The 21,237-nt window shown below is 53.4% G+C and carries 22 protein-coding genes, 1 other RNA gene and 1 pseudogene; 8 read left to right on the top strand and 16 right to left on the bottom strand.

Translation table 11 applies throughout. The features are described from left to right. Positions 1 to 49: 49 nt before the first annotated feature. The 14 genes and pseudogenes from rlmN to GM557_RS06320 form a co-directional block, all read right to left on the bottom strand. The gene (gene rlmN, locus GM557_RS06385; protein WP_155573569.1) at positions 50 to 1,261 is read right to left on the bottom strand and encodes a 23S rRNA (adenine(2503)-C(2))-methyltransferase RlmN; all 1,212 of its coding nucleotides are present in this window, start codon (positions 1,259 to 1,261) and stop codon (positions 50 to 52) included. Positions 1,262 to 1,324: 63 nt separating this feature from the next. Then, on the bottom strand, positions 1,325 to 2,077 hold the full coding sequence (locus tag GM557_RS06380) for a TlyA family RNA methyltransferase (RefSeq protein WP_155573568.1): 753 nt from the start codon (positions 2,075 to 2,077) through the stop codon (positions 1,325 to 1,327). Next, on the bottom strand, positions 2,077 to 4,035 hold the full coding sequence (gene dxs, locus GM557_RS06375) for a 1-deoxy-D-xylulose-5-phosphate synthase (RefSeq protein ID WP_155573567.1): 1,959 nt from the start codon (positions 4,033 to 4,035) through the stop codon (positions 2,077 to 2,079). The genes GM557_RS06380 and dxs overlap by 1 nt, the downstream gene beginning before the upstream one ends. A gap of 6 nt (positions 4,036 to 4,041) precedes the next feature. Further along, positions 4,042 to 4,950, bottom strand: a complete 909-nt coding sequence (locus GM557_RS06370) for a polyprenyl synthetase family protein (RefSeq protein ID WP_155573566.1) — start codon at positions 4,948 to 4,950, stop codon at positions 4,042 to 4,044. Between the two features lie 166 nt (positions 4,951 to 5,116). After that, a pseudogene (locus GM557_RS08970) lies at positions 5,117 to 5,362 on the bottom strand (exodeoxyribonuclease VII small subunit); the annotation flags it as partial. Between the two features lie 191 nt (positions 5,363 to 5,553). Next, positions 5,554 to 6,891: an NCS2 family permease gene (locus GM557_RS06360; RefSeq protein WP_155573564.1), complete on the bottom strand. Its 1,338-nt coding sequence runs from the start codon at positions 6,889 to 6,891 to the stop codon at positions 5,554 to 5,556. A 23-nt stretch (positions 6,892 to 6,914) separates the two neighbouring features. Beyond that, positions 6,915 to 8,300: a glycosyltransferase family 2 protein gene (locus tag GM557_RS06355; RefSeq protein WP_155573563.1), complete on the bottom strand. Its 1,386-nt coding sequence runs from the start codon at positions 8,298 to 8,300 to the stop codon at positions 6,915 to 6,917. 3 nt (positions 8,301 to 8,303) lie between these two features. After that, entirely contained in the window at positions 8,304 to 10,106 is a 1,803-nt protein-coding gene (lepA, locus tag GM557_RS06350; protein WP_099026745.1) for a translation elongation factor 4, read from the bottom strand. Between the two features lie 51 nt (positions 10,107 to 10,157). Further along, complete coding sequence (locus GM557_RS06345) at positions 10,158 to 11,126, bottom strand: peptidoglycan -binding protein (RefSeq protein ID WP_155573562.1); 969 nt, start codon at positions 11,124 to 11,126, stop codon at positions 10,158 to 10,160. 3 nt (positions 11,127 to 11,129) lie between these two features. Beyond that, the gene (locus GM557_RS06340) at positions 11,130 to 12,200 is read right to left on the bottom strand and encodes a MotA/TolQ/ExbB proton channel family protein (RefSeq protein ID WP_155573561.1); all 1,071 of its coding nucleotides are present in this window, start codon (positions 12,198 to 12,200) and stop codon (positions 11,130 to 11,132) included. Further along, on the bottom strand, positions 12,197 to 12,898 hold the full coding sequence (locus GM557_RS06335; RefSeq protein WP_196424614.1) for an OmpA family protein: 702 nt from the start codon (positions 12,896 to 12,898) through the stop codon (positions 12,197 to 12,199). The genes GM557_RS06340 and GM557_RS06335 overlap by 4 nt, the downstream gene beginning before the upstream one ends. Before the next feature lie 161 nt (positions 12,899 to 13,059). Continuing rightward, positions 13,060 to 13,887 carry an inositol monophosphatase family protein gene (locus GM557_RS06330; RefSeq protein WP_155573559.1) on the bottom strand — a complete coding sequence of 276 codons (828 nt, stop codon included), beginning with the start codon at positions 13,885 to 13,887 and terminating at the stop codon, positions 13,060 to 13,062. 2 nt (positions 13,888 to 13,889) lie between these two features. Further along, positions 13,890 to 14,456 (bottom strand): elongation factor P, encoded by a 567-nt coding sequence (efp, locus tag GM557_RS06325; RefSeq protein WP_099026740.1) that lies wholly within the window; start codon positions 14,454 to 14,456, stop codon positions 13,890 to 13,892. 80 nt (positions 14,457 to 14,536) lie between these two features. Next, a complete protein-coding gene (locus GM557_RS06320) occupies positions 14,537 to 15,586 on the bottom strand; it encodes a lysine-2,3-aminomutase-like protein (protein WP_155573558.1) in 1,050 nt (349 codons plus the stop codon). 77 nt (positions 15,587 to 15,663) lie between these two features. Here GM557_RS06320 and epmA point away from each other — a divergent pair, with 77 nt between their 5' ends. Genes epmA through GM557_RS06305 form a run of 3 tightly spaced genes read left to right on the top strand, consistent with a single transcriptional unit; the run spans position 15,664 to position 17,782 of the window. Then, positions 15,664 to 16,653, top strand: a complete 990-nt coding sequence (gene epmA, locus GM557_RS06315) for an EF-P lysine aminoacylase EpmA (protein ID WP_099026738.1) — start codon at positions 15,664 to 15,666, stop codon at positions 16,651 to 16,653. 47 nt (positions 16,654 to 16,700) lie between these two features. Continuing rightward, complete coding sequence (locus GM557_RS06310) at positions 16,701 to 17,084, top strand: hypothetical protein (protein ID WP_099026737.1); 384 nt, start codon at positions 16,701 to 16,703, stop codon at positions 17,082 to 17,084. A gap of 2 nt (positions 17,085 to 17,086) precedes the next feature. After that, on the top strand, positions 17,087 to 17,782 hold the full coding sequence (locus GM557_RS06305; protein WP_155573557.1) for a hypothetical protein: 696 nt from the start codon (positions 17,087 to 17,089) through the stop codon (positions 17,780 to 17,782). Positions 17,783 to 17,801: 19 nt separating this feature from the next. Here the strand turns inward: GM557_RS06305 and GM557_RS06300 are convergent, their stop codons facing one another. After that, entirely contained in the window at positions 17,802 to 18,380 is a 579-nt protein-coding gene (locus tag GM557_RS06300; protein WP_155573556.1) for a thiamine phosphate synthase, read from the bottom strand. A 20-nt stretch (positions 18,381 to 18,400) separates the two neighbouring features. Continuing rightward, on the bottom strand, positions 18,401 to 18,766 hold the full coding sequence (locus GM557_RS06295; RefSeq protein ID WP_155573555.1) for a hypothetical protein: 366 nt from the start codon (positions 18,764 to 18,766) through the stop codon (positions 18,401 to 18,403). 63 nt (positions 18,767 to 18,829) lie between these two features. Between GM557_RS06295 and GM557_RS06290 the strand changes: the two genes are divergently transcribed. From GM557_RS06290 to GM557_RS06270, 5 genes are all read left to right on the top strand, one after another. Next, positions 18,830 to 19,075, top strand: a complete 246-nt coding sequence (locus GM557_RS06290; protein WP_155573554.1) for a hypothetical protein — start codon at positions 18,830 to 18,832, stop codon at positions 19,073 to 19,075. A 4-nt stretch (positions 19,076 to 19,079) separates the two neighbouring features. Next, positions 19,080 to 19,481, top strand: coding sequence for a cell division protein ZapA (locus tag GM557_RS06285; protein WP_155573553.1), 402 nt, complete (start codon positions 19,080 to 19,082; stop codon positions 19,479 to 19,481). Positions 19,482 to 19,523: 42 nt separating this feature from the next. Then, positions 19,524 to 19,683: non-coding RNA, 6S RNA (ssrS, locus tag GM557_RS06280), on the top strand. A 10-nt stretch (positions 19,684 to 19,693) separates the two neighbouring features. Continuing rightward, positions 19,694 to 20,272 (top strand): 5-formyltetrahydrofolate cyclo-ligase, encoded by a 579-nt coding sequence (locus GM557_RS06275; protein WP_155573552.1) that lies wholly within the window; start codon positions 19,694 to 19,696, stop codon positions 20,270 to 20,272. Further along, entirely contained in the window at positions 20,269 to 21,084 is an 816-nt protein-coding gene (locus GM557_RS06270; RefSeq protein ID WP_155573551.1) for a TIGR00282 family metallophosphoesterase, read from the top strand. The genes GM557_RS06275 and GM557_RS06270 overlap by 4 nt, the downstream gene beginning before the upstream one ends. The last annotated feature ends 153 nt before the right edge of the window (positions 21,085 to 21,237 follow it).

Genomic DNA, 21,237 nt, shown 5'->3' with positions numbered 1-21,237 from the left:
ATAACGCTCTTGTAACAGGTGTCAGGCCGTTGGGCCAGAGGCTAGCCTTTTAAGGCGTGGCCCGGGCCTGTCTTTGCCGCTCACTTTGGGTTTTAAGCTGCCCACAAGCGGCGAGAATATCCTTCCCGCGCGGCATACGGATGGGGGCTGCATAGCCTGCATCCATTACAATTTGGGCAAAACTAGCCAAACGCTCCCTCGTAGAGGGGCGGAACTCCGACCCCGGCCAAGGGTTAAAGGGGATGAGATTCACCTTGGCGGGCAACCCACGGATGAGCCGTACTAACTCCCGCGCTTCGGCATCGCTATCATTGACATCGCGGATCATGATATATTCAAAGGTGATGCGGCGGGAGTTCGAGGCTGCAGGATAACGATGGCATGCCGCGATAAGCTCCTCAATCGGGTATCTTCGGTTCAACGGGACAAGTTGATCGCGAAGGTCATTGCGGACAGCATGAAGGGAGATGGCAAGGTTAATCCCCAGCTCATCCCCACAGCGATCCATCATCGGCACCACACCAGAGGTTGAGAGCGTAATGCGCCGGCGGGAGAGGGCGATGCCTTCCCCATCCATGATGATTTTCATCGCTTTGGCAACATTCTCATAATTATAAAGAGGCTCGCCCATACCCATCAGCACAATGGTGGAGAGCAGACGCGGCGTGTCACCTTTGGGGCTGGGCCATTCCCCATAACTATCCCGTGCGGCCATAAATTGCCCGACAATTTCCGCCGCTCCTAAATTACGGACGAGCTTTTGCGTCCCTGTATGGCAAAAGCTGCAAGAGAGCGTGCATCCCACTTGGGAGGAAATACACACCGCACCACGGTCCTCGCGCCGGTCGGGGATGTAAACCGTCTCGGCCTCTTGCCCATCACGGAAGCGAAAGAGAAACTTACGCGTATCGTCCTTGGAGGTCTGCTGAGTCGTCACGCTGGGGCGACCGACGATGAAATGCTGCTCCAACTTCGCTTGCAGGGGCTTGGCAATGGTGGACATGCGGGAGAAATCCGTCACACCTTGATGATATATCCAATGCCAAAGCTGTTTAGCGCGGAAGGGTTTCTCCCCAATCTCGACCAGCACGTCTGCCAGCTCCTCCCGTGAGAGGCCAACAAGCTCGCGGCGGCCATCTTCTGTGATGGGGGTAGGCGGGGCAAAGAGAGCGGATTTGGCCTCGATGCGTTTGCGCTCACTCTCATTGAGGGCAGCGACAGCATCAGAGGCAAGCGGGGAGGAGGGGGCCGGGTGAGTCATGGTGGTGGCTCATAACATGGAGGGGCCGGAAAGGGCCAGATAATTGACGGGGAGTCGGGCGGTTTAGCCTGCCTTTTTACGGGCAGCGATGAGGAACTCTTTATTCCCCTCCGGCCCAGTGATGGGGCTTGGGACAAGGCCTAGAATCGTCCAACCGGGGAGGGCAGCAAACCAAGTGTGAATCTCTTGGCACACGCGCTCATGCACCGCCGGGTCTCGCACAACCCCTTTAGGGCCAACATCCGCACGCCCGGCCTCAAATTGCGGTTTGATGAGCGCAACAGCCCATGCGCCGGGTTTGGCCATCTCTAAGGCTGGGGCAAGCACGGTTTTGAGGCTAATAAAGCTGGCATCGCAAACGATAATATCCGGGGCCTCTGGGATATGCTCTTTGCTGAGATGACGGGCATTGGTTTTCTCCAACACTACAACACGCTCATCAGAGCGGATTTTCCAAGCGAGTTGGCCATGGCCTACATCGACAGCATAAACACGCGCCGCCCCATTTTGGAGCAGAACATCAGTAAATCCACCCGTTGAGGCCCCTACATCAACGGCGATTTTCCCCTCTGTGGAGAGGGGGAAATGCTCCAAGGCGTGTGCTAATTTCAGCCCCCCGCGCGAGACCCATGGATGGTCCTGCCCTTTAAGGGTTAAAGCCATATCTTCGGGGAGTTGGTCTCCCGCTTTTTTGACAGGCTTATCCCCGTGTGGCCCTGCATAGACCAACCCGGCCATGATGAAGGCTTGCGCGCGGCTGCGTGTTTCAACCAATCCTCGCTCAACAAGGAGCTGGTCGGCACGGCGTTTGGCCATTAAGCTTTGGCCTTCCCAGCGAGAGCGTGGCGTGCCAGCTCAGCAATATGATGAGCTGTAAGACCAGCTTCTTCATATTGGGCCTCAGGCGTGTTGTGGTCGATCCATGTATCAGGCAACGCCATAGGGCGGAAGCGTACATGGTCTAGCAACCCCGTTGCGGCGAGATGTTCCACCACCTGCGTACTGAAGCCACCGGGCGCGCCCTCCTCTAATGTGAGGAATACTTTATGTTGGCGGGCGAGGGCCTCAATTAAGGCACCATCAACGGGCTTAGCAAAACGAGCATCCGCTACGGTAACCGCAATCCCTTCCGCAGCGAGTGTATCAGCGGCTTTAAGAGCCTCTTGCAAACGTGTGCCGAGGGAGAGAATGGCCACACCTTCCCCCTCAGAGGCACGAACAATGCGCCCCTTGCCGATGTCTAAAATCTGGCCTTCCTCTGGGAGGTCTAGCCCTAAGCCGGAGCCACGCGGGTAGCGTAGGGCAATCGGTCCGCTATCATGCGCCCATGCGGTGGCTGTCATATGCAAAAGCTCCACCTCATCAGAGGGGGCCATGACAGTCATATTAGGCAGGCAACAGAGGTAATTGAGGTCGAAAGACCCGGCATGGGTTGCCCCATCCGCACCGACTAGCCCAGCACGGTCCACCGCAAAACGGACTGGAAGATTCTGCAAGGCGACATCATGCATGACTTGGTCATAAGCACGTTGGAGGAAGGTGGAATAAATGGCACAGAAAGGCCGCATCCCCTCGCTAGCCATACCCGCAGCAAATGTGACAGCGTGTTGCTCTGCAATGCCGACATCAAAATAACGCTCTGGATAATGCTGGGCCATTTTGTCGAGCCCCGTGCCAGAGGGCATAGCCGCTGTAATGGCTACAACCTTCTCATCCTGCTTGGCACGGTGCAGCAACTCGCGGGAGAAGATATTGGTATAAGATGGCGGGCCAGCAGGGCCTTTTTTCTGCTCACCTGTCTCGACATTAAAGCGGGAAACCGCATGATATTTATCACCAGCGGACTCGGCAGGCTTATACCCACGCCCCTTTTCTGTGATGACATGAAGGAGGACCGGCCCTTTATTCTCGGCATCGCGAAGATTGCGTAAAATCGGGACAAGTTGGTTCATGTCATGGCCATCAACAGGGCCGACATAATAAAAACCAAGCTCCTCAAACAGCGTGCCGCCCGTAATCATACCACGGGCATATTCTTCCGCACGTTTCGCGGTCCGCTCAATGCTGGAGGGGAGGCGTTTGGCAAGCTTACCGGCTAAATCCCGCAAGGTGAGGAAGCGGCGGGAGGACATGAGCCGGGTCAGATAATTGGACATTGCCCCAACAGGAGGCGCAATGGACATCTCATTATCATTGAGGATGACAATGAGACGCTCTGCCCCTTTGCCCCCCATAGCCCCGGCATTATTCATGGCCTCATAAGCCATCCCGGCGGAGATAGAGCCATCCCCGATGATGGAAATAACATTCCGCTCCCGATAAGCGGGATGATCCTCTGCATAAAGATGATGAGCCACAGCCATCCCTAGCCCTGCGGAGATGGAGGTGGAGGAATGTGCTGCACCAAAGGGATCGTAAAGGCTTTCGGAGCGGCGGGTAAAGCCGGACAAACCACCCGGCTGGCGCAGAGTGCGGATTTGCGGCCGCCGCCCTGTGAGAATTTTATGCGGATAAGCTTGGTGGCCAACATCCCAGATAATGCGGTCATCGGGTGTGTTAAACACAGCATGGAGAGCCACAGTCAGCTCAACCACACCAAGGGAGGCCCCTAAATGCCCCCCTGTGGTGGAGACGGCGTTAATCGTCTCCGACCGTAACTCCTCAGCTAATGTGCGGAGCTGCTCGGTGGAGAGATTCTTCATGTCCGCCGGTGTGTTTACCCGGTCCAAAAGAGGATAACGGCCCATGGTCGGGATGGAGGAAGACATGCTCATGGACGATTAATTCCTGCGTTCGATAAAATAGGCGGCAAGGGCGCGGAGCGTATCAGCTTGCGGGCCAAAGGAGGAGAGAGCCTGGCGGGCCTGTTCGCTCAGGCGGTGGGCTTCTTTACGCGCCCCTTCAATGCCGAGCAAAGCCACATAGTTGGATTTGCAGGCATCTTCATCCTTGCCAGCGGTTTTGCCAAGTTCTTCCGTGCTGGCGGTGGTATCAAGAATATCATCAGCGACTTGGAAGGCTGTCCCTAAATCCGCCCCATAGCGGATGATGGCCTTACGCTGTGGGTCATTAGCAGCAAGACCGGCTAAAATCGCTCCCGCCTCAGCAGAATAGCGGATGAGTGCACCGGTCTTCATAGCATGGAGGCGTTGGACCTGCTCTAGCGGGAGGGCCTTGCCTTCCCCACGAATATCAATGACCTGGCCCCCAACCATCCCAGCACTGCCAGAGGCACGCGCAAGGGCGAGGGCAAGGTCAGCGCGGATGGCAGGGTCTGGGCTGGTAGCAGGCTCTAAAAGAACCTCAAACGCGCTAGTCTGCAAAGCATCGCCAGCGAGGATCGCGAACGCCTCATTAAACTTTTTATGTGTAGAAGGTTGGCCCCGGCGAAGGTCATCATCATCCATGGCGGGGAGGTCGTCATGGACGAGGGAATAAGCATGGAGGAACTCTACAGAGGCCGCAACGCGCAAGGCTGCCTCACGCGATGCCCCAAAAAGGGCGGCTGTTTCTAATACTAAGAAGCCCCTCAGGCGTTTCCCCCCATTAAGGGCCGCATAGCGCATGGCCTCAATGAGCAAGGATTCATCACCCGGCACAGGAGGGAGGAGCGCATCAATGCTGGCCTCAATATCCCGACAGGCCAAGCGTAAAGCATCCTTGAGAGGGAGGGCGTGGCTATCGGTCATTGGGGGGTCTCCTTGATGTGGGGCATGGTGGTATAGATAGGCTGCATCATTAGAAGGGAATCTCATCATCTGGGCCAGCCTTAGAGTCCCAATGGTCATCCCGTGATGTAGGAGAGGGGGCGGCAGCCTTTTTCTTACGAGGGGCGGCGGCTGGTTTTTCTGTAGGGTCAAAACTGTCCTCAGAGAGGGAACCATCCGCTTTCTGGACGATGGCCTTAACGCGCATTTCTGCCTCGGCAAGCCGTTCTTCACAATGGCGGCGTAGGGCGGCACCGCGTTCATAAGCAGAGATGGCATCTTCCAACTTCATCTGCCCTGTTTCTAACCCACGTACAATCTGCTCAAGCTCGGCAAGGGCCGCCTCAAAGGAGAGTTGACGGAGCGGTGTAGTGTTTTGTTTAGCAGATGTCATAAAGCGGGGCACGACTATCCAAGTAGGGTTCAGAGCATGAAACTTACAGGCCATTACAGGGATATGGAGATTTTTTCCACCCCTGTTCCTCGTTGTTTAGCAAGATCACAGACTGTTTGATATATGCGGGCATGATAATGCGTGATGGGGGGGCTTTGGCAAGACTTAAGAGCGTTTTATTTTACGATAGGTTAAAAACGACTTTGCAAAACCATATAGCACAAGAACGCGCCATCCAGCCCCCAGATGATAGGTGGTAACGTACGAGCCTTCCCTTTTATAAGGGCCGTTGCGGTGTAAAGCAGCATCCCACAGGCTAAAGAGAGCATAAAATTACCCGTTACAACGGTGATAAGCAGCATACAAAGTGGTGGAAATGCGTCCTCCATGGCGGAGGGAAGGTCTCTTAAATGGCTCAACATCATGATGCCGACAAAAACAAGTACAGGGGCTGTGGCTATGGCAGGGATAGCGGTTAGGAGTGGCCAGAATACGCAAGAAGCAGCAAATAGAATAGCCACAATGAGCGCACTTAGACCTGTGCGTCCGCCAGCCTCAGCCCCTGTTAAGCTTTCCAAATAAGCAGAGACGGTGCAGGTCCCTAACAAGGCCCCTATAACGCTTGCCGCTCCATCAGCAGTAAAGGCGCGTGGGTCAAGATCTGGATGTTCTTTTGTGCCGGATAACCCGGCATGACGGGTGACAGTGAGCATTGTGCCTGTAGCATCAAAGAAATCACTCAGGAGGACATATAGTGTAATGGGTAGAACCAACCCTAAATGCTGGAAAAAATCTTTAAAATCAAAAGGAAAGAGAAGATGACGTGGGTAATGGGGCCAGTCTAATATATGGGGCGGTAAGTGGGTCAATGTGCGCCCATCCATACCGGGGACGACCATCCCTATTAGGGTAAGGCCCGCCATAGTGAGGAGTAACCCCGCCGGAATGCGTAATAATTGGAGGAGGAGGCAGAGTAAAATCCCCATTAAAGCGAGGATGACGGAAGGATGAGCAAGTGAGGCAAAGCTAAGCCCGCTGGGGGAAGGAATGGCTATACCGGCCTCAATTAAGCCAATTCGTGCAATAAAAGCTCCAATAGCGACTTGAATCCCCAATATAATACTGGTTGGAAAACTATGTATAATCGTCAGGCGTAATTTTGTGATGGATAAGAGCGTAAAGCACAGCCCACTAAAGAGAACAATGGTAAAGGCTGTAGCAGGATTAACATGCGCTTGTTGAACAATAACTTGCGCAAAGAGGACATTACTGCTCATAGCCGGAGCGAGGGCTAAGGGAAGTCGTGCCCATAGAGCCATGATGAGCGTCCCTGCCACAGCCCCCGCAATGGTTGTCATGACCATATCATGGCGGGCGAGCCCCGCCGCGGCGAGAACAGCCGGATTGACGGCCATAATATACGCCATAGAGCCAAAAATAGTTAGCCCGGCTATAACCTCCCGCGAGATGGTAGAGTGTCGCTGCGTGATGTGGAAAAAGCGATCAAGATGGGATCGTAACACAGGCATCACTCCAGCGCAGTAGGGTCAGGTTACGAGCGTGTCCCGTTATGGAAAAGCCGATACATTAATGGCGAGAACAGGCTGCGTGCCTCTTGCGCGGGAAGTTGAGCATAAATCGCCCCAATGACAGAAGGCGAGAGCCAGCGGCTATGATAAATGGCCGCTTTTAGCCCAGCGGCACTCATCCCATAAGCAAGGAAATGTTGGAAGGCGGAGTCTACCTTATCTGGCATGGGCGGTTGAGGCAGTGGTTTTAAGGTAAAGTGCTGAGAGGAATCCCCCAATAATGCCTGCCCGGTAGAGCGGAGTCGCAGCCTCATATTTTCGCCTTGTGGTGTTAGCTCTAAGGCTATGCACGCCAGCAATGAGGAGGGATGAAGGGCATGCGGTGCAGCAACAGGTATGTAAGGCAGAGGTGAGAGCGCATCTGCATAAAGCCATGCGATATTTGGGGTATCTAGATTTTGAAGCAGTTGTAGCGGTATGAGGTCAGTCTCGGTAAGGAGTTCTTCTTTGTTATAGAGCCGAATAACATGCTGCTTTGTATGGAGGGCTAGCACAGCCTCTCCACAGCATAGTTGAAAGCGGGCCAACATAGGTGGCGTTTTAGTTTTAGACGAAGGGTTGTGAGAGGCTTTTAGCCCGTCTTGGTTTTGGAGGGCGTAACACTCTCCCGCAATAAGACCCTGTATAAGGCGCGCTGCGATTGTCAGACTTTGTGAGAGATGTTGTTGCCCTTGAGGGAAACTATGTTCGTTGCGGTCAAAATAACGGCGGGTCTGAGGGGTGTGGCTATTGGCTGCGGCATCATGGAGGATGCGCGCTTTGGACCAATTCGGTGGGGTTTGTAACCGTGCAAAAGGATTAGGGAGCGTTTGATTAGCCGTGGGGCGGAAAAAATCCCGTGTAACACGATGGTCAGTAAAATTCTCCGCCGCATGGGTAGTAAAGAGCGCACGAGGATGTGGAATAGGGCCTGTTAAGGATTGGTTATGCCATTTCCCAAGTCCCATAATGCACCAATTTATAGGGATGGATGCGGTTTGGAGAAACGCCTCCGCCCCCATATGCTGTTCTATATCAGCAAAAAAGGCGGAGAGGGTGCTTTGAGTTGGTAGGAAATATTCATCAATCGCGAGGGGGAGCATCCAATCAAAATGTTCATGCTCGCGTTGAATAAGGCTGTTGAGCCCTGCCTCACGGCGGTGTAGCGCGTCAGTATCCTGCGCGTCTGTCTCTATAATGCGGATATCATAATGGCGTGCGGCTTGTGTGAGCAGTTCTCGGCTACCGTCGGTGGAATGGTCATCACACACTAAAAGGGCAGAAAAGCCTAATGCGAGGTGATGTGCCATCCACCAAGGAAGTCTATGCGCTTCATTATGGATGCAAAGGAGAGCGGCTGTGCGGGGCATGGGCTAATCCATCTTCAAAGCAGCGAGGAAGGCACTTTGTGGGATTTCGACCTTCCCGAATTGCCGCATACGTTTTTTCCCTTCCTTTTGCTTCTCTAATAATTTGCGCTTACGGGAAATATCACCGCCATAACATTTAGCCGTTACGTCTTTAGACAATGCCCCCAAAGTCTCACGCGCAATAACCTTAGAGCCAATAGAGGCTTGGATGGCGATTTTAAAGAGTTGGCGGGGGATGAGGTCCTTCAATTTCGCACAAATAGCGCGGCCACGGGATTCCGCCACTGTGCGATGGGCGATGAAGGAGAGCGCATCAACGGGCTCATGATTAACAAGGATGGAAATGCGGACGAGGTCGCTCTCCTCATACCCATCCATTTGATATTCAAAAGAGGCATAACCGCGTGTGAGGGACTTCAACCGGTCATAAAAATCAAACACTACCTCATTGAGCGGTAGACGATACACCGCCATTGCTCGGTCCCCCACATAGGTGAGGTCTATTTGCACACCGCGCCGCTCGGTACAGAGGGTGAGGACAGAGCCTAAATATTCATCACGAACGAGAATAGAGGCCTTAATCCACGGTTCCTCAATATAATCAATCTTGCTGATTTCCGGCATATCAGCGGGGTTATGCAGCTCTTCGACAGAGCCATCATTCATGTGCATTTTATAAACAACAGAGGGGGCTGTTGCGATGAGGTCGAGATTAAACTCACGCGAGAGACGTTCTTGGATAATCTCCAAATGCAGCAAACCGAGGAACCCGCAACGGAAGCCAAACCCCAAAGCGGCCGAAGTCTCTGCCTCAAAATGGAAGGACGCATCATTAAGGCGCAACTTACCCAAGCTTGTGCGTAGCTTATCAAAATCATCCGCATCGACAGGGAAGAGTCCACACCATACAACGGGGATGGAGGGCTTAAAGCCGGGGAGGGCTTTTTCTGCTGGGCGGTTATCGAGCGTGATGGTATCGCCGACATTACAATCTGCCACAGTCTTAATCGCGGCATTGATGTAGCCCATCTCCCCCGGCCCTAAGGAGTCCACAGGCTTCATTTTGGGGAGGAACACACCAACCTGGTCCACATGATAGGTGGCCCCCGTTTGCATCATGCGGATTTTATCGCCGCGTTTCAGCCGCCCTTCCTTAATCCGCACGAGGATAATCACACCGAGATAGCTATCATACCAACTATCCACCAATAGCCCTTGTAAAGGGGCTTCTGCATCGCCTTTAGGGGCAGGCAGACGTTGGACGAGGGCCTCCAAAACGCCCTCAATATTCAAGCCTGTTTTGGCACTAATCTCCACAGCATCATCAGCGGGGATGCCGACAACTTCTTCAATCTGGGCGCGCACACGCTCTGGCTCCGCCGCGGGGAGGTCAATCTTATTGAGGACGGGGACAATCTCATGGTTAGCATCAATGGCTTGATACACATTGGCGAGTGTTTGTGCCTCCACCCCTTGGGAGGCATCAACCACCAAAAGCGAGCCTTCACATGCCGCTAAAGAGCGGCTGACCTCATAAGCAAAATCCACATGGCCGGGTGTGTCCATGAGGTTGAGGACGTAAACATTGCCATCCTTTGCCGGGTATGTCAGCCGGACGGTCTGGGCCTTGATGGTAATGCCACGCTCTTGCTCTAGCTCCATAGAATCAAGAACTTGGCCCTTCATCTCGCGTGCGGTAAGAGCCCCACATGCCTCAATAAGCCGGTCCGCCAAGGTAGATTTACCGTGGTCGATATGCGCGATGATGGAAAAATTACGAATGAGAGAAAGCGGTGTGTCGGTCATGACGCCCTAATTAGGTGATTTGGAGGCTTCTGTCAGCATTAAAGGGAGGGGTTAGCGGTCTGTGAGGCGGAACTCAATCCGGCGATTACGGGCTAGAGCTTCAGCACTGTTCCCATGGTCCAACGGTTGATAGTTAGAGAAAGCCGTTGCTGCGATATGGTGTGCGTCCACTCCGTTGAGGATTAAGGTTTTCACCACCGTAATAGCCCGTGCGGCAGAAAGCTCCCAATTACTGGTAGAGGTAGAATGAATTGGCTGGCGGTCAGCATGGCCATCCACGCGCAGAATCCACGGTATATCAGCAGGAATGGTTGCGGCGACCTCGCGGAATGTATGGGCAAGGGTCAGAATCTCCCGCCGCCCTGCTGGTGTCAGCTCAGCACTGCCACTAGGAAAGAGGACTTCAGAGCGAAAGACAAAACGGTCCCCCACAATCTCAATGCCCGGTTGGTTTTTAAGAAGATCACGCAACCGCCCAAAAAAGACTGACCGATAGCGTTGTAATTGGTTGACCTTATTCGCCAACGCAATATTGAGCTTCTGTCCTAAAGCGGCAAGTTGGGCATCTTTATCCGCCTCGTTCTTTTTCTCTATTTCCAACGCTGCCGCAATCGCTTGGAGTTGATGTGTCAACTCTGCCACTTGGGAGGAAAGAGCGGCAATACTGCCAAGCTGTGCTCCTTCTACAACATGAGAATGTTCCTCCATCGCAGTCAGCGCACGTTGTTTTTCATCCAATGTGGTATTGAGTGTTGCGATGAGCTGCTTTTGCTCTTGGCTCGTTTTATTGAGGGTTTGGACTTTCCCTTCACTAAGAGAGAGCATCTGGCTCAATTTAGTAAGGTCTTGGCGGAGGCTATCCAAACTACGCTCTTTTTGAGCAATCGTGGCGGAGAGGAACTCTTGCCCCAAAATAAAGACGAGCAAAACAAATGTGACGACCATCAATAACGAGGACAGAGCATCCACATAGCCCGGCCATGCGTTGATGGCACCAAGGTGACGTCTGCGGCGGGCCATGGCTTAATCTTCCCTACGCTGGGTGGAGCGCGTTTTATGATCCCGCTGGAATAAATGAGCAATATCGCTGCGCAGGCTGGTTAGTTTCTGCCCCATCTCTTGGACAAGATGTGTCATAGAGGGGTCTTCTGCATGATGTTGTTTGATGTTGTTGTTTAAGTTTTGCAATATGTGCAAAGTCGCCTGATTATTCTCATCAAGCTCGTAGAGCATCTCCTCTAAGGGGGCGAGAGGCTGGCGTGTTGGCTCGCGCAGATGGCGTAGCGTGGCGTTTAGCTCATCCAGCTTACGGAGGATAGCCACATTACCAGCACGGATAGCGTCCTCCGTTTGTGGGTCTTTCTGCGTGGCATTGGGTGTATTTTCGGCTGGTGTGTCCAGAAATGTCAGGTCAGCCAACCATTCCTCAATCTCATTAGCAAAACGGTTTTGCGCTTGGCCGGAGGTAAGATCCAAAAAGCCGAGAATTAACGATCCCGCTAATCCGAACATCGATGCTGAAAAGGCGGTGGACATCCCCATGAGAGGCTTGGTTAGGCCCATCTTGATATGATCGAACATACCTGCAAGGTCTGCCCCGCCAGAGGGCATAGCACTAATCACATCCGCTACAGAACGCACCGTGAGGATTAAGCCATAGAACGTCCCTAAAAGCCCCAGAAATACAAGAAGCTGCGTAATATAGCGGGAGATATCGCGCCCTTCATCCATGCGGGCCTCAAGGCTCTCCAACATAGCGCGGGTTGTGTGGGTAGAGAGGGTCAGCTTGGGGTTTTCCTCCCGCCGTGCGCGGAGCAAGCGTGCCATAGGGGCTAGAAGCAGTGGTGGTTCTGGCACACGCAGCCCCTCACGAGGCTGTTGGAGAATTGTAACCCAGCGAACCTCCGGGATAAGGCGCAAGGTGAGATGGAGGTTCCAAGCGATGCCTAAAAGGAGAATGGCGATAATGACCCCGTTTAGCCCCGGATTCACCATAAAAGCATGAATCAATATATCGCGCAGGGCGAAGACCACAGCGATAATGACGAGGAGAAAGACACAAATGCGAACAAGATAGCGGGTAGGATGCGTCATGGTTTTGGAGTTTTCTCATTAGAGGGCTGGTCGGCTGATAGAGGGGTCTCTACCGGAGGAGGGTTGCTCTCAGGGCGTATATCAAGCCGCTCGGTTGGGGCTGTATCATCTGCCGTAGGGCGACCTTGAGCAATAGGGTAGATTCGCGTTGTTGCGATGCCATTCTGCACAAGCAATCCACGAATCGCTAAAGCGCGGGAGAGAGCCAACCGGCGTGGCATGGAAATATCGTTGCCCGGCACATTGGCATAGCTATGCAGGATAAACCGTACCTCAGTTTTGGGAGCCATGCTCTGGGCATAATGACGGACAGCTTCAATCGTTTCCTCATTTAAATCTGCGCTATTAGGGTCGAATAACACGCGCAAGGCCCCACCCTGCAAAGGCTCTGTATGGCTATGGCTTGTGGCAGCAGGCACGACCGTTGCCGCAGGAACAGGCGGATGGAGTGCAACTGGGAAGGGGGGTGGCGTGATAACTGTAGGTGTTGGAGCTTTAGCGGGGATGTCTAATTTACGAGAATAGCCCGCTGGTGTAGGGGCTGGCGTTGCTTTTGCTTTTGCAGGCGGCTGGGAACTGGTTGTGTTTTGAGCATGCGCCACTTTGCGTTGTTTATGGCCAACCGGTGCATGATGAGATGAGGACACCGCTGCTGAGGGCAAAGCGTCCATATTGGTCGAAACTTGCGCCCACGCCATAGGGAAGCCCCTTCCTAAAAGGAGGAGTGCGCATAAGAGAATGGGAAGGAAAGCCAGCCTATTTATCATATCAACGCCATCTTATGCGGGGGAGCGGCATCCTGCAATCTTTATAGAGATGCAGAAGCAGAATACGCGCTCCTATATACAGCACGAGCGGGTTAGGATTGTGTAATAGCGTTATGGACCAATTCCCGCAGGGGTGCGTGGAAGTGTTGGTTCCCTGCCACAACATTCACATCATCATCAAGTGCACCGAGGTCACGCCCTTGGTCATCAGTTGCGTGGCCACCCGCTTCACGGACGAGTAAAAGCCCCGCCGCGCAGTCCCATGGCTTTAGTCCCAACTCCCAATAGCCCTCATAGCGGCCTGCGGCGAGCCAAGCGAGGTCCAACGCCGCGGCTCCACAACGGCGGATGCCCGCTACCTTTGGCATAAGGCTGCTCAGAACACGGCCAAAAGGCAACCGATGATGAGCAGGGACTTTGGCAAAGGGAATCCCCGTAGCGAACACAGCCTCAGCCAGTTTGCGCCGCGCAGAGACACGGATGCGCCGCTCATTGAGATACGCCCCAATGCCTTTTTCCGCCCAGAACATCTCATGAGAGGCCGGGTTATAGACCACAGCAGCCACAAGCTCGACCTCCCCATTGGGATGGCGGCGTTGCAGTGCGATGGAAATCGCCCAATGCGGAATCCCGTGGAGGAAGTTTGTTGTCCCATCTAACGGGTCAACAATCCAACGCCATGTCCAGTTCTCACCACCTGAGGCCCCGCTTTCTTCCATGAGGAAGGCATAGCCGGGGCGAGCGCGGGCCAGCTCTTCACGGATGGTCTTTTCAGCGCGCATATCGGCTTGGGAGACAAAGTCCCCCGGCCCTTTAATGCTAACCTGAAGTTGTTCAACCTCGGTGAAGTCACGCAGGAGAGAACGCGCAGCCTTTTGTGCAGCATTCTGCATGACGGCCATATGGGGAGAGAGGCGCATGATTAGTCCTTGGCACGCTCAACGTAAGTGGCATCTTCTGTACGCACAACAATGCGCTCACCCGCTTCGATGAAAGGCGGAACCATGACCTTCACACCGTTGGAGAGCATAGCCGGCTTGTAGGAGGAGCTTGCCGTCTGGCCTTTTACAACAGGGTCAGCCTCGGCAATTTCCAACGTGACTTGCGGCGGAAGTGTTACAGCCACCGGGTCGCCTTCTACCAGCTTGACGCTGATGGTCATGTTATCTTGCAAGAAGGGAAGCTGGTCACCCAAAATATCCTTTGGCAGCATGGTTTGCTCAAAGGTCTCTGGGTCCATCAGGACGATGTTATCGCCATCCATGTAGGAATAGATGTAGTCGTTATCTTCTGTAATCAGACGCTCGACTGTATCAGCGGTGCGCCAACGCTCGTTGCTCTTATTGCCACTGGCAAGGTCGCGCATCTCAACCTGAATAAAGGCACCACCTTTACCCGGTGTTAGAATCTGCTGTTTAAGGACGGTCCAACGGCGGCCATTATGTTCAATGACCTGCCCGGCCCGGATGAGGTTGGCTTGCTGTTTCATGTCAGCTCCTGATGTGCATGCAAAAGATCAAGTCGTGTCGTGATGACTTCTAGCCGTGCCGATGGGGCGGGGCAAGGGTTTTAGGTGAAGGGATATTGTTTTCCATCCACCCCACGTGCATGAGGGTGATGGTCTGGGGCAGTGGGGATGAGGTAATCCGGCCCTAAGGGAACCTTCCCTTTTCCTCCGGGAATATCCACCACATAAGTCGGCCATACTAACCCAGAGACGCGGCCCCTGAGTCGTTCAAGCAAAGCGCGTCCTTCCTCAACAGGGACATGGAAATGGGCCGTACCGGGGGCAGAATCGAGATGATGCAGATAATAAGGCTTTACACGCGCAGCAATTAAGGCCCGGAGCAATCCTTCTAAAGCCTCTTCAGTATCATTCACCCCACGCAGCAAAACCGATTGGGATAGTACAGGGATGGCCCGCCCTAATATGTGCCGAATAGCGTGGCGAGCCTGCTTTGTTATCTCACGTTCATGATTAGCATGGATGACTACCCATAAGGCGCGGTCTGTCTCTAACGCATCCAACAAAGCGGGGGTAATACGCTCCGGCGCGGCCACGGGAACACGGCTATGGAGCCGTATAATCTCTATATGCTTGATGTTAGAAAGCCGCTGAATAATATGCGTCATCCGGCGCGGGGAGAGCATGAGCGGGTCCCCCCCGGTGAGGATGATTTCACGAATGGCAGGATGTTCCTCAATCCAGCGGAACGCCGCTTCTAACTCGGAATCGCTTAACAACCCACCATCGGGGCCAACATGCTCTCGCCGGAAGCAGAAGCGACAATAAAGAGGGCAAATGAGCAAAGGCTTGAGCAACGCTCGGTCCTCATAACGGTGCACAATACCCGGCACGGGGGAGAGGGCATCATCCCCAATCGGGTCAGCTTGCTCATGAGGCTGGGTTTGCAATTCCCGCTTATCGGGGATGACTTGCCGAGCAATCGGGTCATCAGGGCCTTGGATGAGCTGTTGGAATGCAGGAGGAATCGCTGTTGCATAATGATGCGCCACAGCTTCCAGCCCCTCTTTTTGGGCAGCTGTAATTAAGCCTGCTTCTAGCAAAGCATGTGGGCTGCGGAGTGTTTTATCTGAGGGGGTGGTAGGGTCAGGCATAATGTTGCTCTAGCGAAGGCGGATGGATTCCGGCAAGATGGGAGCAAGGCAATCATCTCATAATAAGAGGGGGTATCATGGGGCAAAGCACTGCCCAGATTAGAGAGCGTCTGCCCTTTTTACAGCGGCGGTCCCAGATGGTTCGTGCTGTTCGTGCCTTTTTTGAGGGACGTGGCTATTGGGAGGTGGAAACCCCTTACCTTGTCCCAACGCCGGGGGAGGAGGTGCATCTACGCTGTTTCCGCAGCTTGTTGGAGCATCCAGATAGCACAGCGGAGCCACGCTACCTTCACACGAGTCCCGAATTCGCGATGAAACGCCTTGTCGCTGCCACGGGGCAGCCTTTGTTTCAGCTTGCGCGTGTGTGGCGCAATGGGGAGCGCAGTGCCACGCATATGCCGGAATTTACCATGCTAGAATGGTATCATCCCGGGGCGGGCTTATCGGCTTTGATGGATGAAACGGAGCAGCTCTTACGTGCAGTTTTGCCGCCCCATCTTCCCTATAAAGATGGGGTGTTAGACCTCACCCAGCCTTTTGAGCGTCTCACCATGCAGGAGGCTTTTGCCCGTTATGTGGGGGTGGATGTGTTAGCCACGGCTGATGATGCTGCCCATTTAGCGCATGATGCTGGCGTGACGTTACGAGAGGGTGAAACGTGGGAGGATCTTTTCTTCCGCCTTTTGTTAGAAAGAATCGAGCCTGTTATTGGGCGGGAGCGGCCTACCTTCCTAACCCATTGGCCTATCGCACAAGCCGCCCTTGCTAAGCGGGACGTGGCAGACCCACGCGTGGCTTTGCGCTTTGAGCTTTATGCTGGTGGGATGGAATTAGCCAATGCGTTTGAGGAATTAACCGACCCTCACGAACAACGAGCGCGTTTTGAAGCCGACCGCACGCGGCGTTTAGCCCTTACGCCAGAGCAAGATTGGCCGTTAGATGAGGCTTTCCTTGCGGCCCTTGCTGATATGCCGCCGACATCAGGCATCGCCTTAGGGTTTGACCGGCTCGTGATGTTGGCAACCGGGGCCCCTCGTCTTGAGGCGATTCTTTGGCTAAGCTGTTAAGTAATGCATGTTATGTGATGATGATTATGTGATGGGTAGGGGGCATTATGAAGCTTTATAGGGGGATGTTGGTTGTTTTAGGGGCAGGGCTTTTATTGGCCGCCTGTAGTACCCCTGAGATTCAGCGGCCAAAAGTGTTGAATGCTATGATTGGGCAAAGCTCGGTTGATGTGATTCGCCGTTTTGGCGTGCCAAGCCGTGGCTACCAAACACAGGGCCATAATTTCTTATCTTATATCGAGACAACAACCCAATATTCCCCCGGTACAGGCGGTTGGGATTGGGGCTGGGGTGGCGGCTATGGGTACGGCTATGGCGGCTGGGGTGGTGTGGAAATCCCCCCCAGCTATTATAGCAGCAGTTGCCAGACCACCTTCGAGCTTGTGTCTGATCAGGTTGTGGGGTGGAAAATGCATGGGGGTGGATGTTGAGCATGCGCCGGATTCTACGGTGTAAAACACCGTTATTGATTGGCTCTTTTGTAGCATTATGCGCTGTAGCAGGCTGTAGCGATAAGCCCGACCGCCAAGACCCGTTGGATGTCTCAGCCTCTACACATGGGACCTTCCTGCCAGAGGCGGAGAGCATCCATGAGCGATATAAACCTGCTGGCCCTGATGAGCCACCTAACCCAGTTAGTGCGTATCATGTCCCGCCAGTCATGTCGTATGAGGATCGCCCATTGAGCGATAATATAGCCAGCGCGATTGAGCTTGCCGATTATGCAGTTGTAACACAGCGGGCAGGTTATTGGCAGTATTTGGAGGGAGAGGATAATTATACGGTTCTTGCTATCCCTAATAAGCCGTTTGAGGCCTATTACCGCGTTCAAGTCGCTCCTCTTGCAGAGGGTCCACGCCATACTTATGTCCGCGAGCTGATTGGCCAGACAATCATTAAAGGGTCGTGGGATGTCAAGAAAATCCGCCGCCGGGCTGCTCGATCACAGGATGGAACAGTGCGCGTTAAAACCCTCTCGGGCCCGGATTATGACCTGCTCTTTAAGCCCTTGCCTGATGGGCGTATTCAAGTCATCGGGCGTAATGGTTCTGCGATGTTGAAGGGGAGCGAATATAAGCAAGCGAACGGCATGTTGCTTGTGATTGATTCAGTATTGCCGCATCGGTGAGGGAGGTGGGAGGCTCTTTTTAAGAGAGAGCCTCTTTTATCTCGACAAAACGGGTGGTGATGTCCTCTGCATTATGCAGTGGAATTGCTAGAAAATCCGCTCCTGCTTTGGCCGCTGCTGCCCCGTCCTCCACGGCTGTAATATGCTCTGCTACAATGGGGAGTTCCGCAAAGAGGCTCCATTGCGTAATGGCTGTTAGGGCCGTAGCGGGGAGGCTGATATAATCTGCACCTTGCTCCCCAGCACTCATTGCATCATCTAATGTGAGGCATGAACATCCTAATTGCAAGTTTTTGGGTTTATCCTTGCGATTAATAAGGGTCTTTACCTCTGCAGGACGGGAGAGATGCAGCCCATCAATCTCTGTAAGGGGAATATCGCAAAGTAATCCAAGGTCAGATGGTGCAAGGATGAGAGCTACATTATAGCTCCACACCATTTGACGAAGGGAGTCTAACAGGCTGTGTTTTAAGGTTCTATCAAAACATAAACGCAAAGCCGTTACGCTCTCCATTTCTAAAATAGGAGGCAGCCGGTCTTGAAGCTCCGTCAATAGTTGGAGCGAGGGCAATATGGGGTAGAGGTCAGGTGCGGTCATAATAGATTAGATGTGACAGATTATAGCGTATTTTGCCAGTGCTGCATTACAGATGGCCGGATAGAGGCAAGCCGTCCTTCCATTGCTTTGGGGATAGTGGCGCGAAAGTCCCGGCAGATAACGCCATCTATGCCGCGATGTAAGGCCTCTAAGGCCAAGGCGGCGTTGGCTCCACAATCTAAGATGGAGGGGTGTTCTATGTCGGTGATAAGCTGCAACCACCAAGGCAATCCCAAACTCGCCCCGGCATAGGCTGGGGAGAGGATGGTAAAAGGGCGCGAACCACGTTGATGGCATATCTCTAGCAAGAGAGGACGCGTGCCGATTGTGAGAAAGGGACGTGGAAAAGCAGCAAAGATGCTTGACGTGCTGTGAGGATCAGTCATGTTATTCTTACATGGAAGGCGATTATATCTTTAAAAGCCGTACTTACAAGGGGGAGCGTATCAGTGTCAGAGGAGACTTTACCAGCCATTATGCAGAAAAATCCTGACCTTGAACAGCTGGAGATGGCGTTAGTTCAGCTTGGCTTCGCCTTGGAACAGCAGGAAATCCAAGCCGAGGCAGAACGCACACGGCAGGAGGAGAAATGCGGCATGCTATTAAAGCGGATTGAGCGTCTGGAAGCCCAACTGCGTGCAGTCCTCGCAGCTGATAACCTCCCTCATCCTATGGGTGCGCAAGAGAAGGAGTAACATTATGGCCCAAGTAACACTTTCAGTAGGGGGTGTAAGCTATATCGTTGGCTGTCAGGATGGGGAGGAGGGCCATCTTAAAACCCTCGCCGCATCAATCAGCCAACGGTTGGAGGATGTGCGTAAGACCTTGGCACCGCGTGGGGATAAGGAAGCCCTTTTTCTCGTTTCTTTATTACTGGCAGATGAGCTTTATGAGGCACAAGGTAAGCGCATGACCGCGGAGGAAAAAGCTGCTCTTGCGCGCAGCCAGCAGTTAGAAGCAGCTCATCGGCATATGTCAGACCGATTGGCCGATGCTGCCGCTACAGCAAGTAATTTGCTCCAACGGGTAGAGGGGCATCTTAAAACATCCTCACAAGAGAGCATAACTGCTGCTACAACAACGGCTAATCCTCACAGCTAAGGTGCGCCCTTGTTATCTCGGCTCAGGAGTGCAATATGGGGGACGAAGCTGCCTAGCGCGTCAGGCACGATCAACCTCTGGGCCGATAAGCACTTCCAAGGGAACTGGCTCTGTCGTGGCTGTGGTCACGTTATTACCGGTGCCCACCTGCCCTAGCAGGTCCGGGAGGGCTGATGAGACCAACGGCTAAGGTGGCTTCACGGAACAAGCTTATGCCCGATAGCATTACATCTTCCGCACAAAAACAGCGTATTCGGCAGGCCTGTCTTGCCGATAGACCATTTGTCACACCACGGCAAAATCGTCAGCTTATCGCGCGTCTTGCAGTGCTTTTGCAGTCTATAAAACCAAACATAGTGGCTACCGTATGGCCCTTACCCGGGGAGGTGGATTTGCGCCCCCTTTGTAAACAGCTTGCGCGCGCGGGGTATCAGGTCGCCCTCCCACACACCCCTCCTAAAGGGCAGCCTCTTATATTCCGCTGTTGGACAGAAACAACGCGCATGAGGCGAGGCCGTTTTGGCACGTCCTTTCCCACAGGGCGGCGATGTAAGCCGGATGTCATACTCGTTCCGCTTGTCGCTTTTGATAGAGCAGGGGGGCGGCTTGGTTATGGCGGCGGTTATTATGACCGCACCCTACCGCTCTACCCGCAAGCGCGCTTGATAGGGTACGGTCTTTCTCAACAAGAGCAAGCGCACATTCCGATGGATGAGCATGATCAGCCCCTTCCCATGATCGTAACAGACTCTGAAATCATCCAGACAGCCAGCATGAAGGACATGTTTTGAGACTTTTATTTTTAGGCGATATTGTTGGTCGTAGTGGGCGTGATGCTGTCCTAGCTGGTTTGAAGGATTGGCGAGAGCAGCTATCTCTTGATGCCGTGATTGCGAATGCTGAAAATGCCTCCCACGGCTTTGGGCTATCCCCCCAAATTGCGCGTGACCTTCTGGATGGCGGCGTTGATGTCATCACATTAGGCAATCATGCGTGGGACCGTAAGGATTTAATCGGTCAATTAGACCAGCTTCCCACAGTTGTGCGCCCTGCAAATTATCCAGAGGGTACACCGGGGCAGGGTGGTTGCGTGTTAACTCTGCCATGTGGACGGAAGGTTTTGGTCATTAACGTAATGGGGCGCATTTTTATGGATGCGCTGGATGATCCCTTCCGCGCTGTAGATGCGATTCTCGCACGTCATCGCCTTGGCGGAACCGTTCATGCTGCCATTTTGGATGTTCATGCCGAAACAACAAGCGAGAAGATGGTCTTTGGTCACCATTATGATGGCCGATTCTCCTTGATAGTAGGAACGCACACACATATTCCCACCGCCGATCATCGTATTTTAAAAGGTGGCACGGCCTATCAAACTGATGCAGGCATGTGCGGGGATTATGACAGCGTCATCGGGATGGAAAAAGAAAATGCCATCCGTAAAATGTTGAAGAAAGTCCCAACAGACCGCTTTCAACCAGCCACTGGCAAAGCCACAGTTGCCGGATTAATGGTTGAAACGGACGACCAAACCGGCCTTGCTATCAGGGTTTGTCCCTTCCGTCATGGCGGTGAACTGCTCCCTTCCACACCTGATTTTTAATTTTTTTGTAGTTTTCCTATTTTTTGGGGTTGCGTGGGTTTTGTGGTGTGGGTATAAGGCGCTCTACCGGCGGCGCTGGGGCGGGAGTTCTGGGGTTGTTTGGGTGGTCATTGAGAATTGAATATTGGTTAATAAGTAGAGACTGGAAGGGAT

It is taken from the genome of Bombella sp. ESL0385 (assembly GCF_009725755.1).
Lineage (GTDB): Bacteria > Pseudomonadota > Alphaproteobacteria > Acetobacterales > Acetobacteraceae > Bombella > Bombella pollinis.
Note: the sequence above shows the minus strand (reverse complement) of the source record. Positions and strands in the feature narration are given on the sequence as shown.

Excerpts from the sequence above, each read along its gene's own strand:
- rlmN (WP_155573569.1), bottom strand. The coding sequence starts at position 1,261 with ATGACTCACCCGGCCCCCTCCTCCCCGCTTGCCTCTGATGCTGTCGCT.
- GM557_RS06380 (WP_155573568.1), bottom strand. The coding sequence starts at position 2,077 with ATGGCCAAACGCCGTGCCGACCAGCTCCTTGTTGAGCGAGGATTGGTT.
- dxs (WP_155573567.1), bottom strand. The coding sequence starts at position 4,035 with ATGAGCATGTCTTCCTCCATCCCGACCATGGGCCGTTATCCTCTTTTG.
- GM557_RS06370 (WP_155573566.1), bottom strand. The coding sequence starts at position 4,950 with ATGACCGATAGCCACGCCCTCCCTCTCAAGGATGCTTTACGCTTGGCC.
- GM557_RS06360 (WP_155573564.1), bottom strand. The coding sequence starts at position 6,891 with ATGCCTGTGTTACGATCCCATCTTGATCGCTTTTTCCACATCACGCAG.
- GM557_RS06355 (WP_155573563.1), bottom strand. The coding sequence starts at position 8,300 with ATGCCCCGCACAGCCGCTCTCCTTTGCATCCATAATGAAGCGCATAGA.
- lepA (WP_099026745.1), bottom strand. The coding sequence starts at position 10,106 with ATGACCGACACACCGCTTTCTCTCATTCGTAATTTTTCCATCATCGCG.
- GM557_RS06345 (WP_155573562.1), bottom strand. The coding sequence starts at position 11,126 with ATGGCCCGCCGCAGACGTCACCTTGGTGCCATCAACGCATGGCCGGGC.
- GM557_RS06340 (WP_155573561.1), bottom strand. The coding sequence starts at position 12,200 with ATGACGCATCCTACCCGCTATCTTGTTCGCATTTGTGTCTTTCTCCTC.
- GM557_RS06335 (WP_196424614.1), bottom strand. The coding sequence starts at position 12,898 with ATGGCGTGGGCGCAAGTTTCGACCAATATGGACGCTTTGCCCTCAGCA.
- GM557_RS06330 (WP_155573559.1), bottom strand. The coding sequence starts at position 13,887 with ATGCGCCTCTCTCCCCATATGGCCGTCATGCAGAATGCTGCACAAAAG.
- efp (WP_099026740.1), bottom strand. The coding sequence starts at position 14,456 with ATGAAACAGCAAGCCAACCTCATCCGGGCCGGGCAGGTCATTGAACAT.
- GM557_RS06320 (WP_155573558.1), bottom strand. The coding sequence starts at position 15,586 with ATGCCTGACCCTACCACCCCCTCAGATAAAACACTCCGCAGCCCACAT.
- epmA (WP_099026738.1), top strand. The coding sequence starts at position 15,664 with ATGGGGCAAAGCACTGCCCAGATTAGAGAGCGTCTGCCCTTTTTACAG.
- GM557_RS06310 (WP_099026737.1), top strand. The coding sequence starts at position 16,701 with ATGAAGCTTTATAGGGGGATGTTGGTTGTTTTAGGGGCAGGGCTTTTA.
- GM557_RS06305 (WP_155573557.1), top strand. The coding sequence starts at position 17,087 with ATGCGCCGGATTCTACGGTGTAAAACACCGTTATTGATTGGCTCTTTT.
- GM557_RS06300 (WP_155573556.1), bottom strand. The coding sequence starts at position 18,380 with ATGACCGCACCTGACCTCTACCCCATATTGCCCTCGCTCCAACTATTG.
- GM557_RS06295 (WP_155573555.1), bottom strand. The coding sequence starts at position 18,766 with ATGACTGATCCTCACAGCACGTCAAGCATCTTTGCTGCTTTTCCACGT.
- GM557_RS06285 (WP_155573553.1), top strand. The coding sequence starts at position 19,080 with ATGGCCCAAGTAACACTTTCAGTAGGGGGTGTAAGCTATATCGTTGGC.
- GM557_RS06275 (WP_155573552.1), top strand. The coding sequence starts at position 19,694 with ATGCCCGATAGCATTACATCTTCCGCACAAAAACAGCGTATTCGGCAG.